This window comes from Aquimarina sediminis, assembly GCF_002895435.1.
Classification (GTDB): domain Bacteria; phylum Bacteroidota; class Bacteroidia; order Flavobacteriales; family Flavobacteriaceae; genus Aquimarina; species Aquimarina sediminis.
Window position 1 is genome coordinate 343,635 of the sequence record NZ_POYJ01000002.1, and the last position, 21,835, is coordinate 365,469.

Below are 21,835 nucleotides of genomic sequence, written 5' to 3' on the forward strand. Positions count from 1 at the left end.
ACTTATCTCATTACCGTTATAGAACCTTTTCTGACTACGGAATTATTTTTTGTGATTATAAAATAATAGATCGGATCCTGACCCGATGACTTAGAATTCTCTGCAGGCCAATTATTCTGATAACTAGACGATACAAAATCAACCTGACCACGGGAACTATAAATCGTAACCTCTACATCCTGCTGATTAAATAAAGAAGGAGGCAACAACCAATTATCATTAATACCATCATTATTGGGGGTAACTACATTGGGAACAATCTCTGAATTACCCGCCTCTTCGGAAACCGTAATAGGTTGTGAGTCTACAATACAGTCTTGTAAAGTAATGCGCACAAAATAAACGCCTCTGGTATCAACAACTATAGAATGACTACCCTGACCACTTACTATAGTCTCACCATCAACCGCCAACTCATTATCGCCGTCAACAACTAAAAACCACTCGTATGTATAATTACTACTCTGTGCAACACTGAGAGTAACCGTAGATCCAAATGAAAGAAATCCAGGATCGGAATCTATAACAACTGTATCGCCTAAAAACTCAACCGTCAAATCATTTGAACGTGCAGTATCCATACCTGAGTCACGAAGTGTAGCTTCTAAAGCATAAACCTCGCCTAAATTATCTGAACCAACACTAAGTGTAGTCTCGGTAACTCCAGTAGATTGAGTACCCAAAAACCATTCAAAATCAAATAGTGGGTATTGTTCCTCTAGAATAGGAACCTCGGTTCCTGTAGAAGTAACACCATATAAGGTCTCTAATCCCAATGTACTGGTAGTAGCATCACAATCTAAAATCGTAGAAATCTCTGTACGAAAACCTACTGGCTCAAAAACTTCAGTTATAGCCTCCAAAGTATCCATACACACATCATTGGCAAAGACACTGGCACTATAAACGCCAGGGTTTGTTACATCAATAGACAAAGCTCCCGGATCTGTAATCGGAAGCACGCCTTGAAAACTTATACCGTTTCGAAACCATTCTACAGTACTGCCCGAAGTAGGCGCATTGGTAGTTATCGACAACGTTAAACTCGTTTGGGTCGGTAACAACATCACCTGGGGAGGCGGCTGAGTCAGAATATCTGAACCCAAATTGATAACCTCTACCGGATCTGTGGTGATAGAACAGGTTTCTGTACCAATTACATTTACAGTATAAATACCAGCAAAATTACTCTGTGGCAAATTAACAGATGGACCATCTAGTTCGGGAACCAAAACACCATCTTTAAACCACTCATAGGTAAAACCTGGATCTGATACACTAGTCGTTAATATTTTTACATCACTTGGACAAAAACTCTGCGGTGATGGTTCATTGATTCGTACTGTAGTAGTGTTAAAATCCATAACCTCTACAGTAGCCGTATCAAAATTAAAGGCAGGATTACAACTTCCAAAATTAACCTGAACAGTATATGTTCCTATTTGGTTAATATTTTCCAAGGTATTTCCAGATTCTCCCGAGATAACAGTACCATTAAAAGACCATATATATTCTGGAAAATCACCAGGCAAAGCGGTTAATGTAGCGGACTCTCCATCACACAATGCCACAGTATTGGCTTCTATATTTGATCCAGTTAATGTTACTCCCTGAGAAAAATCAAAATAATAGATAGGAATATTTTCTCTTACATCACTTAATGTACTTGTCGCTGGTACATTTACTCTTAAACTATAATTTTCTCCTCTTAAATCCGTAGGAATTGGAAAAGAGGGAAATTCAATATCGCCTCCAGGCGGGATAGCTATACTTGTAGTAAATCTGGTTAGTTCTCGAGTTACCCCATCAGAAAACACGCCATTTTCATCAGACAATTCTAAAACAAATTCTGTTCCTGATGCAAACAAAATATTAGCCTGTGCCATGGCCTCACGATTAGGAGTATTTTGATTTACACAGAGTATTGTTGCCGTGGCTCCACCAATAGAGAAGAAAGGAGCAGATATATCTTGACCATTAGCTTTCAATGAAGAAAATAGAAAGCTAGTCACTATAGCAATTAATGATATGAGGTTAAGTTTTTTTTCCATGATATCACACTTATAATTAAAGTGAATATGCAATATTAACTTTGCGATTTGGGGCGCTTGTTAATAATATTGTTAATATATTTTTTACCAAGACATAAAATTATAAATTAAATGTTTATATCAAACTAAAATTTAACTTTTTTTTGTAATAATTTTCTGACCTTTTATTCTGTGCTAAATTTTGACCAAAGCTATTGCAAACCTAAAATACCTCTCAATATACATAAAATTTTGTTAATCAAAGTATTGTAAACAGCCAAAAGATATTTATAAATGCTTAAACAAGGGTTAAATTTCCCTTCTTTTTGGAAATAAAACTAGGTATTAACGTTAAAAAATAATATAATCTTTTTATATTATGATACGTTCAACGTAAACCAAAAACTCTAAAAAAGGCAACTTTTTTCGATTAAGTGTAAAAAATAGTGTTGCAAACTCAGTGTTAAAAAGAAGCAGAATTCTATTTATAACCTCATGAATTTTCAAATAACGAAGCTAGATTGAGCAATATATTATAAATACAGATTTTTATTAACGCTTTTTTTACATATTATCTGATTTCGAAGCCAAATTTGACCAAAAAGTAATTTTGTAGTATTATCTTTTGATTAAGTCATTGTTACATAAAAAGTTGGTTGATAACCTTATCTATTTTACTTTAATTACGCTTCCAAAATTAGCAAAAACTTGGTTGACATATGAGTAGCTCAAATCATCTACAACTTTTGGTTGCATTCTAATGCTGAAGATAAATATTTAAAAAAGGTTAAAACCCTTTCAATTTACCACCGCTATAAACATGTTTCATTACTCTAAAACAAGAATAAGGTCTTTTAAAGTTATGGAGTTAGTTCTCCAAAATGATAAACAATAAAAAGATTGTAATAGGGTAATTATTTTGAAAATTACCCTATTAAACCTAAGAATCTATTGATTTTGTTCGTATTAAACCCGGATTATGCATTAGAACTTCGTTATGAAGCTCGAAAATGCAATAAAATATGATGTTTTATCAAATTGAGCATAGCACCGCTACGGTTAATTTGAGAAACATAACAAAGTGATATATTTTGAAGCAGTTTCGGGCTGTAGTAGATTTTCTAATGCATAATCCGGGTTAAAGCTTTTCTTCTATCAGTAAGTACATCCACATTTACTTTGTCTACATCCAAAATCAAAGCCTAAGGTAATCATATGAGATCCTGCTGCAGTGGTAGGCTCTAAAACCTCATTCACATTAACCTGATAACCATAAGCTACATAAAAATTAGACTTCTTGATACCAATCATAGGTGAAACAGATAAGGGCTTAAAATCCTGATCAACCAAAGAACGTAAACTAATACCTGCCCAATAATAATCACCTCGATGCATCTTACGAACCTTTAAGTTAAGATCAGTCGTAGATCGACCATCCCCAGCAAAATTCTGATACAAAACCGAAGGCTCAACCTCAATATCACTAAATCGATGATAAAAGGTATAACCAGAGTAAATATAATAGTTCTGAATCTGAGAAGGCTCTGTAGGATTAAAATCATCTATCTGCTTCTGTAACAAGTTTACTGCATTGGCACTCAAAAAGAAACGACCCAAACGATATAGCATCGCTATATCAAAATTAGAATCATTAACACTAATATCTGCCAATCCAGGACTAAATGGATTATCCGGATCACCATTGTTGAAGTCTGATGTGTCAATACCAAACTGGGTGAACTTATAACTGATACCAAAGGACAGATATTGATTGTTATACTCACTCAATGTTAAATGATGAGCAAACGATAACTGAATACCCTTCTGAGTGGTAAATCCATTGTGGTCATTAAACAAAATAGCACCAACTCCTGAACGATCTGAAATCCTACCATCTAAAGACAAAGATTGGGTCCCAGGAGAATCCTCAATACTAACCCACTGCTCAAAACCGGAAGCACGAACCTGCCAACAGTCACCAATACCAGCATATGCCGACGATATCAAATAAGGATTGTCTGCAATATATTGGTTCTGTACTGGTGCAAAAAACTCCTGCCCAATACCAGAATAGCTCGCCAATACACTAAATAGTATTATAATATGTCTCTTCATCTAATATTAAAAATTACAGATCATTAAATCGTTTCTATTTCTATTTCCCTTGGTTGTATCCATATAATTCATTATTCACTTGGATTAATATTATCTTATCTATATAATGTGAAGTGACCTGTAAACTCTCTATTATCAATATCATTAAGAATAATGGTAAACCAATAATCTCCCGATGGAAGTTCCTTACCTTGACAAAGACCATCCCATCCTTGTTCATCTCCCTTAAACTCTGCCAGCATTCTTCCGTATCTATCAAAGACTATAACCTCCATGTTCTCAAAGAAAAATGGATCATTTGGATCTGGAGAAATCTGACTCGGGTACCAAAAACGCTCCTCAACTGTACTATTTGGACTATCTGGTGTAAAGTAATTCGGAATACGGATATTGATATAGGTCAAACTCTCAACACTAATCGTCTCACATCCATCTGCATCCAAAACTCGTATTACATAATTACCTGTCTTATGAATCGTAAAAATGTTTCCTTCCAATTTTGTATAATCTGATGGGTCTAAATCAGCGATACTCATACCATCTTCCAAAATAGTGATGTAGAATGGATCATTCTCAAATGGTCGCCCGCCTGAAGCTATAATCTGATACTCATTAGGATTCTGAGCATTACCCGTCATCTGAGCCACTGGAATTGCCAATGGAGTATACTCAATAATCTCTATATTACCTACCGTCTGAGTACAATCCTGAAACTCCATAACACCTTCATAACTTCCTGGACTAACCTCAAAGATACCTGTCAAATTAGAGTTGTTAGCTGGATTAGAAGTACCATTGATACCATTTAAAGTATAAATAATACCTAATCCTTCTGACTCAGTAATGATATCAAAGTCCACAAAATAACGCTCATCACTAGTCATTACAACATTTGAAGGATCACTATAGTCGTATACAGGACATTCTAAACGTGGAACCAAAGTCGCTCCTAGATTAACGTCTGGTTCTATATCAAGATTAAAAGCTCCCTGACAATTTGGATTGTTTTGAGAATCTCTAATAAATAAAGTCGTAGTACCTCCTGATAAACCGCTAACAAACAAATTAGATGGATCTATTACCGGTAAATAAGTAACCCCATCAATACTCCAGAAATAACTAGGATCACTTGTATTAGCTGGTGGTAAGCCTCCTGTAATAGATACAGTTGCTGTACCATTCATATCACCCGTGCAATCCCCTGATGTTATAACAGTTACTGTAGCCAAAACAGGAGCTGGTTCTATGATTAAAATATCTGGAACTTTTTGTAAACAACCATTATTATCCCTAACCTCTACCCGATACGTATCTGCTGGTAGATTTGTAAAAGTATGCTCTCCTAAAACATTGTCTAAATCATCCTCTATTAACGTAACCACCGCATCGCCTGAACTATCATATAGAGAATAAAAATAAGGTGATGTACCACCAGTTGGTCCTGATAGAGGTGGAACTCTTACAATCTCCACATGAATACCACCATCATTCTCATCATTACACGAAATAGGACTGGCAGTAACTTCTATATCCAAAGATAGTGGCTGAACAATGCTAAAAGAGGTAACATTATCAACACAATCTCCACTGGTAACAGTATAGATATAGGTCCCTGCTAGTAAACCTCCAAAGAAACTAGAACTTTGAGGACCCACCGCAACGGCAGCGCCTAAGTAATCTACTCCAGCAATACTATACATATAATTGCCTAACCCTCCTCTAGCCACAGCATCTACAGAACCTGTCGGCTCACTGAAACAACCAATATCAAAATTGCTTGAATCTAGAGTAACAACAAAAGAATCAGGGTCTCTTACCTGAATACGTGTGGAAGCTGGTGACTCACACAAATTACTATCACGCACATAAAAATCATAATCTCCCTCCGGTAGGTTGATAAACGTATCTTCTGCTTGCCATACAATAGCACCGCCATTTAGACTAGATCCATACTCATATCCTGCTATACCACCTTCTGCAGTAACCAAAATAGTATTAGGATTTGCAGTCAAACAACTAATACCGGTAGAAGTAACGTCTATCGTAACTGGTGGTGGAGCATTAATAACAACTGGGCTAATCACGTCACATGATAAATCATCTGAAACAGTAACAATATAATTACCAGGCTTTAAACCTGTCCACTGGAATGTATTTGTAGGACTCCAAATGGCAGTCGATTGAGAACCATCAGGGAAAATTAACATAAAGTAAAATCTACCCTGACCACCCGTAGCTGTAGCAGTAATAATACCATCCTCACTATCTGCACAACTTAAACTAATCGGTGCAATTGGGTTTAGTCCCAATGGTGTTGGAGGCTGAATGTTTATGCCACTACGATCCCAATTATTATAATTATCACTAACCAATATAACATAGTCGATACCCGCTGGTGCAACACCCCCATCCAATCCTCCAAAGAATGGATTAGGACTAAACGGCACTAAAACACGACCAAACGAATCTTCTAGTTGATATACTAAGTCACCTCTACCTCCATAAGCATCTGCCACCACAATAGCATCATCACCAGGAGTACAACTCTCAGCCTGTAACAGACTGACAAAAAGAGATATCGGTGCTGGTTGACTAATAATAGTAGTATTCGATACCTCGTCACAAAAGGGAGTGCCCAAGGCTTCTACAGACATCCCAAAAGTACCTCCTGATAAGTTTATAGTAGGTAATAAATTCGTAATCGTTCCTACTCTAGCTGGAACCACAACAGCTCCAGTACCTGTATTGGTAACTGTATATTTATAGTCATCAACACCAGCACATGCAGCGGGTATTATATAGGGATTACCTGCAATACACTTGTTTTTTGCCAGTGCAAAAGACTCCCGCCCAATACCATAGTAGCTCGCAAACAGACTAAATAGTATAATATATTTCTTCATCTAATATTAAAAATTACAGATCATTAAATCGTTTCTACTCTATTTAGACACTGCTATCTATACAATGTAAAGTGACCCGTAATCTCTCTATTATCCACATCATTAAGAATAATGGTGAACCAATAGTCTCCTGATGGTAGTTGCACCCCTTGATAATGACCATCCCATCCTTGTTCATCTCCTTTAAACTCCGCAAGCCTTCTACCATATCTGTCAAAGACAATCACCTCCATATTCTCAAAGAAGAAGGGATCACTAGGATCTGGTGAAATCTGACGAGGATACCAAAAACGCTCCTCAACCGTACTATTAGGACTATCTGGAGTAAAGTAATTCGGAATACGAATATTGATATAAGTCAAATTCTGAACACTAATAACCTCACATCCATCGGCATCTACAACTCGGATAACATAATCAGCAGTCTCACGAATCGTAAAGATATTACCCTCTAACTCTGTATAATCTGATTGCTCCAAATCAGCAATACTCATACCATCTTCCAACATAGTAAAGTAGAATGTATAGAATGGATCATTCTCAAATGGACGTCCACCTGAAGCAATAATCTCATACTCATTAGGATCCTGTGCATTACCTGTCATCTGAGCCACCGGGATTGCCAATGGAGTATACTCATTTATATCAATAGTACCTATTGTCTGACTACATCCCTGAAACTCCATAACGCCTTCATAACTTCCTGGACTAACCTCAAAGATACCTGTCAAATTAGAGTTGTTAGCTGGATTCGATGTACCATTGATACCATTCAAAGTATAAATAATACCTAAACCTTCTGACTCAGCAATAATATCAAAATCTACAAAATAACGCTCATCACTAGTCATTACAACATTTGAAGGATCACTATAATCATATACAGGACATTCTAAACGTGGAACCAAAGTAGCTCCTAGATTAACTCCTGGCTCAATATCAAGATTAAAGGCACCCTGACAATTTGAATTGTTTTGAGAATCTCTAATAAATAAAGTCGTAGTACCTCCTGATAATTTGTTAATAAGCAAACTTGATGGGTTACTAACAGGTAAATACGTTACCCCGTCAATACTCCAAAAATAACTTGGGTCACTTGGATTAGCTGGAGGTAAGCCTCCTGTAATAGATACAGTCGCTGTACCATTCATATCACCCGCACAATCCTCGGGAGTAGTAGCGATAACCGTAGCCAAAATAGGCGCAGGTTCTATAATCAAAATATCTGTTCTATCAACAGGGCAACCTAGATTATCTTCTACTTCTACTCTATAGGTATCTGCCGGTAGATCAATAAATGTATGTTCTCCTAAAAGGTTGTCTGCATCATCCTCTATAAAGGTAAATACAGCATCACCCGCACTATTGTACAAAGAATAGAAATAAGGTGATCTACCTCCTGTGGGACCTGATGGTGGTGGAACTCTATTGATGCTTACCCGTATACTACCATCAGTCTCTCCATTACATGAAATAGCACGGGCAGTAACTTCTATATCCAAAGGTAATGGTTGAACTATTTTAAAAGGTATCCGTATCTCATCGCAACTCGCTAACGGATCTACAGGAATAGTGGTACTAGTAACAATATATTCATAAGAATCTGTACTGGCTAACAAGCCTCCAAAGAAACTAGTCTCTTGCGTATCCGTAGGACCAGGACCGGGCAAATTCACAGGGTTTCCTAGATAATCTGTTCCCTCTACTCGATATCTATAATTGCCCAATCCTCCTTTAACCACAGCATCTACCGAACCTGTTGACTCGCCAAAACAAACGATATTAAAATTGCTTGAATCTAACGTAGCTTTAAATGGATCCGGTTTTCGTACCTGAATAGTGGAAGAAGCTGGAGACTTACATTTATTCTTGTCACGTGCATAAAATTCATAATCTCCTGTTGATAAACCGTTAAATGTATCAGAAGTTTGCCATACAATGGCACCATCATTTAGACTATATCCATATTCATAGTCAGAAGCACCTCCTTTGGCAGTAACCACAACAGTATTGGGGTTTTCTGTCGAACAACTAACACCTTCTGGGGCAATTTCAATCTCGACCTTTGATGGTACAGTAATAACAACCGGGTTTTGAATCGCCTCACAAGCCAAATTATCTGAAACCGTAACAATATAATTGCCCGGTTTTAAATCGGTCCACTGGAAAGTGCTTGTATCACCCAAAACAGCAGCTGATTGCGAACCATCAGGGAAGGTTAACCTAAAAGAATATGTGCCAGCACCCTGACCTCCCGAAGCAGTAGCCGTGATAATACCATCCTCACTATCTGAACAATTTAAGGTTATCTGATCAATAGTGTTTAATTCTAATGGTACGGGAGGCTTAATATTAATTGTAGCAGTCTTATCACACTTATTAGCATCACGAACCCGAATTACGTAGTCAATACCAGCTGTCGTAAGGCCCCCATCTAATCTATATCCGCCAAAGCGTGGATCACTACTATAGCCAACCAAAACACCACCAGTAGATTCTTCTAATTGATATTCTAAATCCCCTGTACCTCCTGAGGCAACGGCCTCGACAGTGGCATCGTTACCAGGAGAACACGTCTCTTTGTTAGTTTGTTTTACTTCTAAGGAAATTTCAGTCTCTATTTTTTCTATTTCAAAAAAATCAGAAGCTCCTGCACAAAGCCTACTACCAGATACTTCGCTAACCCTAATATAATACTCACCAGGCGCAAGTCCTCCCGAAACATTAGAATTTATAGTGGTAGGACCTCCACTTGCAGTTACTGGACCTCCAGAAAGTACAGGAGGATCAGAAGGAGTTCCAAATCGATCAAAAATTTCCCATTGTAAATCAACAGGGTCTGGAACATAACCATCCACGGCAAACTCTATTGCTCCATCATTCTTACCAAAACACTGTTGATGAGTTAGCTCTCCTAAAGTAACCTTAGGACCATCCAGTGGATTGAGCATAAATGTTTCTTGATATTCACAATTCGTCCCTAGATCTATCACCTTAAAAGTATAACTTTTACCTAGCTCCAAAGCATTTGCACCAGTTATTCTATGGTCTTTAACAAGTCCAGCCGGTGTTGGAGGCGGTACAGGGTCTACAGCTCCATCATTTAACGGCTGAGTAGGATTGTTAGGATCACCTATAACCTCAATAGTAAATCCAACAATCGAACCGGTGTTATCAACCCCAGAACCGTTAACCACTACAATATCTACTATGGGTGATCCTGAAGAACAGCCACTAGTCACTTTGATATCTAATTCATCAACAGCATCTTTAATCTCAAAAGAACCAAAAGTTTTATTACACCCTTTAGTATCGGTAACCTTAATGGAATACTTTCCAAAATCTAACCCATCAAACGTAACCTGATTGGTCGTAGGGTAAGAAGGAGAAAGCGATGGTGTAAATGGTGATCCGTTTTTTGTTAATTCATAGGTGTAACTTGCTGCAACTGCCTCAGGTGTACCTCCACCCATAGTCAATGTTATTGCCCCTAGGGTGTTTCCTCCTGTTGAGTTACAGGTAATATTCTGAATCGTTTCTGTTGCTGTAATTTCTTTTGGAACCGTAAAATTAATCGTTGGTAATACCAGATCACATTCAAATCTATCTTTTACTGTAACTGTATGAGATACAGAAGTATCAACATTGTTAAAGGTTTCAGATGTATTATGTGTCGAACCTATACTAACTTCTGTAGTTGTACCCTCATCCAAAATATAGGTAAAAGGTCCTTTGCCTTCGGTAATTTCTACTTCGATTGCACCCTTTTCACTATAACATTTGAGCTCTTCGGGTGCAGCCGTTGCAACGAGCTTCTCATAAGCGCTTACATCAACACTCCCCGCAAAAATTGTGCAACCTCTATCTAAATCATTAACATAAACAGGATATGTACCTTTTTCAGTAGCTCTAAACCGATAAGTAGTAGCCGCCAAAGGGGCTAAGGTATTCCCTGAGAAATCCTTTTTATCATTAAATGCAAAATTATTTGAACCTCCTTTAACGGTAACCTCATAAAACGCTATAAATTCAGCAGGATCATATGGTAACGCTGTAGGATCGTAATCAGGATGTAGGGGATCATTAAGCTCCGGATTTGGTTGATGTGCAGGATTACAATGCAAATCCTCCAATAGTTTTACCTGAGCAGAAAAATCTTCTGCAGACTTCACCACTGCAGTAATCGTTTCAGAACAACTCCCATCTGCCGATTCGATCTTAACCTCATACGTATCAGGTTTAAGCCCCTTAAATGTATGACTAGGAACTGTAACTGGTCCTTCAGAATCGGTAAAAAGGGTAGTCGTGCTACTTATTGTATAGGTATAATTAATCTTTGAATTATCTACAGTAATAGAAATCTCACCTTTACCATCTGGGCAAGTCGGCGAAGTCACTTCAACTGTTTCTTTTACATTCGACTCATCTAACAAAATAGAATCTTGAAAAATACAAGCAGTCGGTAAACCATTTTTCTTACGAACATTAACAGTATAAGTGCCTTTTTCTGTCAAATCTTTAAACACAGGAGAATCCTGGTACCCTATTGGAGTCCCATTAGGAGGAACTAACTGATATTCATATTGATTTGAAGAATTTTTTACTTGTAGTATTCCTTTAGTGCTGCAAAATATTTTTTGAATTACTTCTAATTCAGGATTAAAATTATTTTTAAATACATTAAAATAAAACGGAATCATACAATTGCCATCAAAAGTAGCATTGATTCTATATTCTCCTGCCTGTGATACCGTATAACTATTAGTATCTGTACTTACTGTTACCCAATCACCCTCACATGCACCCGAATCTAACTGAGGAGTAGGGCAATTAGGATCTCTTGCCACAGATGGGCATGCTGCAGGGTCTAGTCGTTGCCATTCAACTGTAGTACCTGTTTCAAAATCTATTGGGATAGGTAGTGTAGTATTTGCGCCACATAAAAAGATCTCTGGCAATTTCTCCCCTGTAATAGGACATGTACGAAGATTACCACTAATACTAGGATTGGATCCCAAATTGTTAACAATATCAATAACTGGGTTTTCAACTGTGTTAAACGCCTTAACATCAAAAGTTTGTTGGGCATCCTGACATCCCGGGGCACCAGTCTCTGTAACAATATATATTCCTTCTTTAGTTACTACCAACTCCTGATCTGTACCAATAACCTCTGATGGAGCATTTGCATTTACCCATTTATATGTGGTAAATCCGTCACCTGCCTTTAGGGTTACGGATCCAGTACATATTAACACAGGTTGTTTTTTTGTAAAACAAATGTCGTTTTTAATCAGAACATTAGAGGCTCCATCTATGTTACCATTACAATTATCCTGTCCAAGAACACTTGCTTCTGAAGTCTCTGTTATACCAGAAAGTGCACCTGTATACGAAGATTTTGCTACATTACTAATTGTATCCGAACAAGCGTCTCGTAAATCTGCACAGGTGGCTACAACCTTAGTTCCAAAACGCACTGTGTGTGCTGCCCCATTACGAAGAAGTAAAGACCTATGTATTGTAATATCTATTTGTTTGTTATCTGCACTTGGAGTAGCGCTAATACCCGGATTACTGGTAGTGATACTACCTAAGGTAAAATCTACATTAACAGGAAGAACATCGAGAATCGTCGCATTAATAATATCTTCATTACCATTATTCTGTATAGTAAGTTCATAAAACAACTGATCCCCGAAGTCTACATTTTCTCCAGTAATATCAATACCATTATCATCCAGAACACGTTTGGTAACCGTAAGCTCCGGGCTAATAATTTCTGTCTGAAAAGAATGAAAAAATACGCTATAAGCATCACCGCCAGAAGATGTATTAAAATTAGCTGTTGTTTGATTGTTACCGATAACTGTATTCCCCGGATTAGGGATATTAAAAATATCTGCATCAAACCCCAATGTGTTTATTGAATTTGGTACTCTTGTAACTACATTAGTGCCATTATTAGAGATGGAACTATCAAAAAAATTGTTATTTGGATTTAGTGGATTTGTAAAAATGTTTTGCCAGTTCATATCTGGTCGTTGTACCTGAAATACGTCTCTAGTAAAAGGTCTATCACCTTCCATAGTGGCTATGGCATATCTCGCACGAACAGGTTGAGGAGCCAATAGGGTTTGAAACCCAGAATAGGTAAAATTTTGTGGGGCACCCCCAGGGACTACATTAACATAGCCACTATTAGTGCTCATAAATCTTGTAGGCTCCCTACTATCTTCAAATACTACTACCAACACCCATCCTCCGGATATTCCATTGGCATTATCGCCCGAAAAACCGGTAGACGCACGCATATCTGCAACTGTAAAGGTTTCTCCTGTAAAATTATTACCTAGACTTTGCATATAACTGGTAACATCTGCATAACAGACATAGGGAATATCCATTACTGCAGCATTATTAAGGTTAGTAGCAGTATTACGATATCCATCATAGATTACCTGAGTTTGTGCTGGTGTAATTGTGGTATATCCTGGTTGTGTAGAATGACGAATTTTTAAGGTTCTAAAATCTGGTCTGTTATCAGGTAAAGGTAAACCGTTATATTGCACATTTCTAAGATTGCTCGCCTGCATCTGCGTGAAATACGAAGCTGCCCAATATAGTCCTGCATATTTTACCTCTTGGCAACTATGTATATCCAAGGCAATACTACTGGAGCTAAAGGTTATAGGATCACCATCTATATCAATATACCCAAAAGTTCTCTGATTATTAGAAAGGTTTCCATTATAGGGCATATTAGGGGTAAGACCTCCTTGATTTAATCCCACAATAGCATTGGCATATATTTTAAGTTCTCCTCTCATACTAAACGTACTGCCAGGAACTGGGGTAAAAGGAACAGGAGCTGTAGAGGTCTGAGATGACACCTCTATACCTATCATTAATAAAATTAAAATGAGAGTAAATTTAGGTCTAAGTTTTATTAGTCGGGAATTTGGGGAATTGGTTATCATGTGTTTCTATTGCATTATTGAGTTTTTAACTGCATTATTTGTGTGAAGAATATGCTTTACCTTATTCGCTAGGTTTTTTCTTGTGGTAATTGATTTTGGGAGACGAATTACTCTTCTTCTGCCCTATTGTTACGTAGTTTCTAATCATATTTTTTATCTCATTATTGTTATAGCTCCTTTTTTGATTATAGAGCTGTTTTTTGTGATTATATAATAATAGATCGGATCCTGACCCGAAGACTTCGAATTCTCTGCAGGCCAATTATTCTGATAACTAGACGATACAAAATCAACCTGACCGCGCGAACTGTAAATCGTAACCTCTACATCCTGTTGATTAAACAAGGATGCTGGTAACAACCAATTATCATTGATACCATCATTATTAGGGGTAACTACATTGGGAACAATCTCTGAGTTACCAGCCTCTTCAGAAACAGTGATAGGCTGAGAGTCTACAATACAGTCTTGTAAAGTAATACGTACAAAATAAACGCCTCTAGTATCAACAACTATAGAATGACTGCCCTGACCACTTACTATAGTCTCACCATCAACCGCCAGCTCATTATCACCATCAACAACCAAAAACCAATCGTATGTATAATTACTACTCTGTGCAACACTTAAAGTAACCGTAGATCCAAATGAAAGAAAGCCAGGATCTGAATCTATAACAACTGTGTCTCCCAAAAACTCAACAGTCAACTCATTAGAACGGGCAGTATCCATACCTGAGTCTCGAAGCGTAGCTTCTAAAGCATAGGTCTCTCCTAAATTATCCGAACCAACACTTAGCGTAGTCTCGGTAACTCCAGTAGATTGAGTGCCCAAAAACCATTCGAAATCAAATAATGGATATTGTTCCTCTAGAATAGGAACCTCGGTACCTGTAGAAGTAACACCATATAAGGTCTCTAATCCTAATGTACTAGTAGTGGCATCACAATCTAAAATCGTAGAAATCTCTGTACGAAAACCTACCGGCTCAAAAACCTCTGTGATCGCCTCCAAAGTATCCATACACACATCATTGGCAAAAAGACTAGCACTATAAACTCCTGGGTTTGTTACATCAATAGACAAAGCTCCCGGATCTGTAATCGGAAGCACGCCTTGAAAACTTATGCCGTTTCTAAACCATTCTACTGTACTGCCTGAGGTAGGCGCATTGGTAGTTATTGACAACGTTAAACTCGTTTGGGTCGGTAACAACATCACCTGGAGAGGGGGCTGAGTCAGAATATCTGAACCCAAATTGATAACCTCTACAGGATCTGTGGTGATAGAGCAACCTTTTGGGCTTGTGATAGTCACGGTATATATGTCACTAAAATTACTTATCGGTAAGTTTACAGAATGACCATCATATTCAGATATTAAAACTCCATTCTTATACCATTGATAGGTAAACTCGGGGTAATTAATATTGGTACTTAACACCTTAACATCACTAGGGCAAAACTCCTGAGGAGAAGACTGTTCTATAAATGCTTGACCAGATTTAAAATTAACAACCTCTATTCCTTTAATATTAAAATTAAAAATATCAGTACAAGACCCAAGATCAAATACCGCTTGGTATGAACCAGATTCTGTTACATTTTCTAAAATATTACTAGTTTCTCCAGGAATTATCATACCATTAAACAACCACTCCTTTACAGGAATATCTTCAGGAATTGCAGTTAAAGTCGTTGATTCATTATCGCAGAGAACCACAATAGTTTCCTCATTATTTGGTCCTTGTACAGCAATCTCAGAAGAATCGAAATAATATATAGAAATATCATTTCTAATAGCACTTAGTGTGCCCCTTGCTGGTACAGTAACCCTCAGACTATAATCCTCTCCTCTTACGTCTTTAGGAATAGGAAAAGAAGGGAATTCAATAAGCCCACCTGGAGGAATCGCTACACTAGTAGTAAATCGACTTAATTCTCTGGTCACTTGATCAGAAAAAACACCATTCTCATCTGATAGTTCTAAGACAAACTCTGTACCCGATGCAAACAAGATATTAGCTTCTGCAATGGCTTCTCTGATAGAATCCTCACCCCCCAAACATAATATTTGTCTACTAATCGGAATTCCATTCAAAGAAAAGCTTGGTTTTGCAATTTCTTGAGCAACCGATTGTAGCGAAAATAGAAATAAGCAAATATTACAGGCTACTATTGGTAAGGAAATACCTTTGTTTATCATGTTTTTGTGATTTGGGGCACAATAACCTTGGTTTGATTATCAAATTAAATAGGTGGCTTAAAAACAGTTAGCATGGCGTACTATTTTTAAAGTTAATTGAGTAATAAAACTAGCTCTCTACTTTCTTGTTTCTAAATAAATATGGTGTAGCGTATTATTTACTTGGTGAATGAACAATAAAGAAAGGTAAGTTAGTATATAATAATTCAGAAAATGACCATAAATACATCGCTATGTATTAGAATTTATAATAGCAAACTAGTATGATCATCTATCAAATAACACTAATTCAGGGTCTTGATACAATAGAATGTGCTATGTTTAGGATATATATTTATTATGTTTAAAGTAAGCCTAGAAGAATTGAACCTAATTAGTGATCAAAAGCTAAATGTACCTGCCAAAATTCCTGCTCTCCATTAGGGGGCGTTGATTTTACTTATGTGCTGCCTAAAACATCTTAAATTTAAACAAATTAAACATAAATATCTGATAATCAGTAGTTTATATGTTAAAATGGCTTTCATCTTCCTTTTTATTCTTTTCATTTCAAAAAAAGACATATAACCTTCAATAGACTTAGTAAGATTATCATTTGGTATAAAAATTTAGGTCAATAAAAGTTTTTTAACTTCACAAATACCTGAAAATAGTGAGAAAACTAACTGGTTTTCTTCCTTTATCCGAAAAAACTTCCAGATCTGATCAATTTTGACTCAAAATCGATACAAAAACCTAAAAAGAGTTTCATTTTTTTGGAAAAAAATCAAAATCCCTGTTATTGTAATTAAAATTCAATTATTGGGTAAAAAATAATTTTAGGCAGGCATCTTTATATAAGAACATGGCGCTATAAGCTATAAAGTCCCTTAATATTAGTTATAGAACCCACTTCAAAATATAAATCTCTTTGATTTTTCTAAAAATGCCGATAGTAGCACTAGATTTCATTTGACAAAACAGCACATTTTATTGCATTTGTGAGCTTTTTAACGAAGTTCTGATATTTAATGAAGATAATGTCTACAAATTAAGTTTTCAGCTGTCATTCAGAGCCTATCGAAAGTATTAAAAACATCAATTTGAAACTCATTTGATAAACCCCTTAAAGTATTCCCTAAGAACTCATGTAACAAAGGGGTTATACGAACCTCCTTAACCCAATAGCGTTGATAATTGGTGCTAAAACCAAAAAAAATACCCTTATCGGAAAATCCAATAAGGGTATTTTAAATATTTTAAAAAAGTACTACTCCTTAGTCTCTGAAGTTGTAGTCTCTCCTCCATTTATTTCTTTAAGAATAGTGTCTGTAAGATCCAATTCTTCTTTTCCATAAAGGATATTACTTGCTTCGGTATCTCCATAGATATAAGTATATCCATTTTTCTTACCATATTCTTCTATATAGGTTTTTACTTTTCCTATAATAGAATCGATTTCTGCCTGGCTTCCTTGTTGAATTTCTTGCATTCTAGCTTGTTGTTCTCTTTGTAAAGCTTGTTGCTTATTCATAAGCTCCTGCTCTTTCTTTTCTCTATTGGCAGCAGACATAGATTTCATGATATTTTGGTATCCCTGTACTTCAATCTGAAATTGCTTTGCTTTTTCTTCAAGCTCTGCTCTTACTTCATTATTACGTTTTGTCCATTTTTCTTGTGCTACCTTCATTTCCTTAAAATCAGATACCACTTTCGTGTTATTTACATAACCCGTTTTTTCTATTTGTTGATTACAAGAAGCAAAAATTAAAAAAGCCCCAGCGATCCATAAAAATTTTTTCATTTTTCAAAAATTAAGTTCTCAGCAAAAATATCAAAGTTCAATTGATGTTATCTATTATATCCCTCAAAAAAAGCTTATATAAGAAAAAACGATCATTCTAATGTTTGTAATACACAAAACCTATTAAAAACGATCAAAAATAAAGCGTTTTAAGGCTCTTTTAAAAAAAAGCAACACGAATAGACATGATTTACTCTAAAAAGGCAAAAAAACCACCTAAAAATTAAGATTAGCTATTTTTTAATACATAAATGTGCGATGAATACTCTCCTATTTGTCTTCCTTTATAATTAGAGCGCATTCCTAACCAAAAAGCTTTTAAAAAATTCATTTTTTCATTTTTATATTTTTCTGACAAAAGTGATACATAAAATGAATCGAATTTCATAGGTAGCACTTTTTCCAATTCTAGACCCTGCTCTTGAAAAAGTTTTTTGATAGCAGTTTTGGAAAAATGCCAAAGATGACGAGGTACATCATACGCTGCCCAAAAAGATTTATAATATTTTGCATCATATGACTTAAAATTAGGAACAGCAATAATCACATATCCATTTGGTTTTAAAAGACGTTTTAACTCCTGTATTTGATTTTTTACATCTGGTACATGTTCTAAGACATGCCACATCGTGATCACATCAAATTTTTGAGAATCCAATGTTGTCGTTTCTGGTTGTAGATAAATTTCTTTTTCCTGTGCTAATTTGGTTGCAAAACTGTTTGGTTCTACTCCGTCAACAATCCACCCTTTTTTTTTGGCAATACACAAAAAATCACCCGTTCCTGCTCCAATATCCAAAAGATGACCAGAGCTACCATTTAACTTTGAAATTAATTTTACTTTTTTGTTTAAGGAGTATCCTTTAACCAAATGGTAAAGTTTTTCAAAAAGCGATCGTTTTGAATCTGTATGAGAAATATAGTCTTCACTCTCATAATATTTACCTAATTCGTTCTCATCAGGTTTTGGTGAAGTAATCAACATATCATATTCTCTATCGTAAAGTAAACTAAAACGTTCACCAGAAACAGTGTGATCTTCACACTCTATAAAAAAGTCTAGGTTTTTTTCTTTATTCATTTAAATAAATAGAAATTTTAAAACAATGGTTCTTTCCTTATGTTGTTTTTTATATCAATCAAAAATGATCGGGTTTTATTATAAAACAGTGATTTTGTAGAAAGGCAATTATCCCCCGCAGAATCCACAACTATAATTTTTACAAAAGTTTCTGCCTCTCCAATGATATTTTCTGATTCTTCATCAAAAACAATGGGAGACACAAAATCCATAGTGACTGTTCTATCTACATCAAAACTTATTTTTACATTAAATTCACTTTCAAAATCAGAAAACAGTTTTATATCAAAATCTGATAGCTTTTGATCATTTGTTAAACCAAATTGTTTTCGAAGTGAGCGTTTTGCTTCTTCTGGAAGCATTGAGGGTTTAAAAACAAAAGACTCTTCATTAAAAGCATTTTCTGTTTCAATTCTAAAATTATCAATCTGCCTTACATTATGTGTTGTAATGCACGAACAAAACAAAAACAAAATAAAGTAAAACAAAACACTATTCTTCATTATTATTAATTTTCTCCTTTGTAAAACAAATACCTCGAATCATATCTACGAGGTATTTAATCATAATCTAACTTTTATTATACATCACAGAATTTTCAGAATCACTACATTCTGCAAACAATGGTAAAAAAACAAATACAAAAGATCAAAACAACGAAATATTGATTATTCAAATTTTTTACTACAATTGTTCCACGTGGAACTTGTATCACAACTTCTTCATTTAATCAAAACTGATCTCTTCTATTACATGTTGTGTTTTTTATGCATCTACTCAAAATTCTATTTAATTCTGTTTATCGATACAATAAACAATCATCATATATCAGACAACCATTTTAAAAAAATCATTCCAAATATTATCTTCCCATGTATACCAAAAGAACAGAAATATCACTTGGTGATACTCCACTTATTCTTGATGCTTGTGAAACTGTTGCCGGTTTTATTTTAGACATTTTTTCTCTAGCTTCAAACGATAAAGATTTTAGTTTAGAATAATCAAAATCCTTAGGGATTTTTAAGTTTTCTAATCTACTTAATTTATCAGCATTGTTTTTTTCCTTTTCTATATAACCAGAGTATTTAACTTGAATTTCGGTTTGCTCTAAAACTTCTTTATCCAAATTATTCTCTTTTATATACTCTGAAACTTTTTCAAAATGTTTTATATCATCTAAAGTAATTTGAGGTCTAGAAAATATCTTAAACAGTTTTCCGCTTTGTTTAATAGGTGATGATTTCTTTTCTTCTAAAACAGGATTCACTTCTTCTGGAGACACACTAGTATCCTTAAAAAACTGAACAAAAGATTTAGCTTTCTTTTCTTTTTCTTCCATTCTTCTCATTCTCTCATTTGAAGCTAAACCAATCTCATGAGATTTTGGTGTTAATCGAAAATCGGCATTATCTTGTCTTAACAATGTTCTATACTCTGCTCGAGATGTAAACATGCGGTAAGGTTCTTCTGTTCCTTTAGTAATCAAATCATCAATTAACACTCCTATATAAGCCTCGCTTCTTTTTAAAATAAAAGACTCTTTTTCTTTCACTTTTAAGGCTGCATTCATTCCTGCCATTAATCCTTGTGAAGCTGCTTCCTCATAACCCGTTGTTCCATTAATCTGACCAGCAAAAAACAATCCCGAAATCAGTTTTGTTTCTAATGTATGCGTTAATTGTGTTGGTGGAAAATAATCATATTCTATAGCATATCCCGGTCTAAAAAATTTCACATTCTCAAAACCCACAACAGATTTTAATGCTTTGTACTGCACCTCTTCTGGCAACGAAGTTGAAAAACCATTTACATATACTTCTACAGTATTCCATCCCTCAGGTTCTACAAATAATTGATGTCTTTCTTTATCAGCAAAACGATTAATTTTATCTTCTATAGAAGGACAATATCTAGGACCTATACTTTTTATTCTTCCATTAAACATTGGCGAACGATCAAAACCTTCACGAAGTAAATCATGAACTTCTACCGAAGTATATGTCATGTGACATGATCTTTGTTTTGTTAACGGCTTGGTTAAATTAGAATAACTAAATTTTTCTGGAACATCATCCCCAGGTTGTTCAATCATTTTAGAATAATCTAAAGACCTTCCATCAACTCTTGGAGGAGTTCCTGTTTTCATTCTTCCTGCATCAAAACCAAAATCTATTAATTGTTCTGTTATTCCGGTTGCCGCTTTTTCACCTGCTCTACCTCCACCAAATTGTTTCTCTCCAATATGAATTAATCCATTCAAAAAAGTTCCATTTGTCAAGACAACAGACTTGGCTCTAATTTCAATACCGAGTGAAGTTTTAACACCTCTAATTTCATTATTCTCCACCAACAAACCACTCACCATATCTTGATAAAAATCTAGATTAGGAGTTTGCTCTAACAAGGTTCTCCACTCTTCTGCAAAACGCATTCGATCACTTTGCACTCTAGGACTCCACATTGCAGGTCCTTTTGATTTGTTCAACATTTTAAACTGTATCGCCGTACGATCACTTACGATACCACTATACCCTCCAAGGGCATCAATCTCTCTTACGATCTGTCCTTTTGCAATTCCTCCCATAGCGGGGTTGCAACTCATCTGTGCGATGTTTTGCAAGTTCATTGTAATTAGTAATGTACTACATCCTAAATTCGCAGCTGACGCTGCGGCTTCACTTCCTGCATGACCTGCACCAACTACAATAACATCGTATTCTCTTTCAAACATAACT

General features: G+C 35.7%; 9 protein-coding genes. All 9 read right to left on the reverse strand.

The window, feature by feature from the left end; all coding sequences use genetic code 11:
• Nucleotides 1–2 precede the first annotated feature (2 nt).
• The 9 genes from C1X07_RS05930 to mnmG all read right to left on the reverse strand — a co-directional run bounded on the left by C1X07_RS05930 (nucleotide 3) and on the right by mnmG (nucleotide 21,831).
• Entirely contained in the window at nucleotides 3–2,051 is a 2,049-nt protein-coding gene (locus C1X07_RS05930; RefSeq protein ID WP_103069071.1) for a T9SS type B sorting domain-containing protein, read from the reverse strand.
• A 1,134-nt stretch (nucleotides 2,052–3,185) separates the two neighbouring features.
• The gene (locus C1X07_RS05935) at nucleotides 3,186–4,145 is read right to left on the reverse strand and encodes a PorP/SprF family type IX secretion system membrane protein (protein ID WP_103069072.1); all 960 of its coding nucleotides are present in this window, start codon (nucleotides 4,143–4,145) and stop codon (nucleotides 3,186–3,188) included.
• Nucleotides 4,146–4,240: 95 nt separating this feature from the next.
• Nucleotides 4,241–7,048: a T9SS type B sorting domain-containing protein gene (locus tag C1X07_RS05940; protein WP_103069073.1), complete on the reverse strand. Its 2,808-nt coding sequence runs from the start codon at nucleotides 7,046–7,048 to the stop codon at nucleotides 4,241–4,243.
• A 53-nt stretch (nucleotides 7,049–7,101) separates the two neighbouring features.
• A complete protein-coding gene (locus tag C1X07_RS05945; protein ID WP_164914104.1) occupies nucleotides 7,102–13,956 on the reverse strand; it encodes a T9SS type B sorting domain-containing protein in 6,855 nt (2,284 codons plus the stop codon).
• Between the two features lie 225 nt (nucleotides 13,957–14,181).
• Nucleotides 14,182–16,233, reverse strand: coding sequence for a T9SS type B sorting domain-containing protein (locus C1X07_RS05950; protein WP_103069075.1), 2,052 nt, complete (start codon nucleotides 16,231–16,233; stop codon nucleotides 14,182–14,184).
• Nucleotides 16,234–17,482: 1,249 nt separating this feature from the next.
• Nucleotides 17,483–18,016 carry an OmpH family outer membrane protein gene (locus C1X07_RS05955; protein WP_103069076.1) on the reverse strand — a complete coding sequence of 178 codons (534 nt, stop codon included), beginning with the start codon at nucleotides 18,014–18,016 and terminating at the stop codon, nucleotides 17,483–17,485.
• A gap of 229 nt (nucleotides 18,017–18,245) precedes the next feature.
• Complete coding sequence (locus tag C1X07_RS05960; RefSeq protein ID WP_103069077.1) at nucleotides 18,246–19,097, reverse strand: class I SAM-dependent methyltransferase; 852 nt, start codon at nucleotides 19,095–19,097, stop codon at nucleotides 18,246–18,248.
• Nucleotides 19,098–19,114: 17 nt separating this feature from the next.
• Nucleotides 19,115–19,600, reverse strand: coding sequence for a hypothetical protein (locus C1X07_RS05965; protein ID WP_103069078.1), 486 nt, complete (start codon nucleotides 19,598–19,600; stop codon nucleotides 19,115–19,117).
• A gap of 359 nt (nucleotides 19,601–19,959) precedes the next feature.
• A complete protein-coding gene (gene mnmG / locus C1X07_RS05970) occupies nucleotides 19,960–21,831 on the reverse strand; it encodes a tRNA uridine-5-carboxymethylaminomethyl(34) synthesis enzyme MnmG (protein ID WP_103069079.1) in 1,872 nt (623 codons plus the stop codon).
• Nucleotides 21,832–21,835 lie beyond the last annotated feature (4 nt).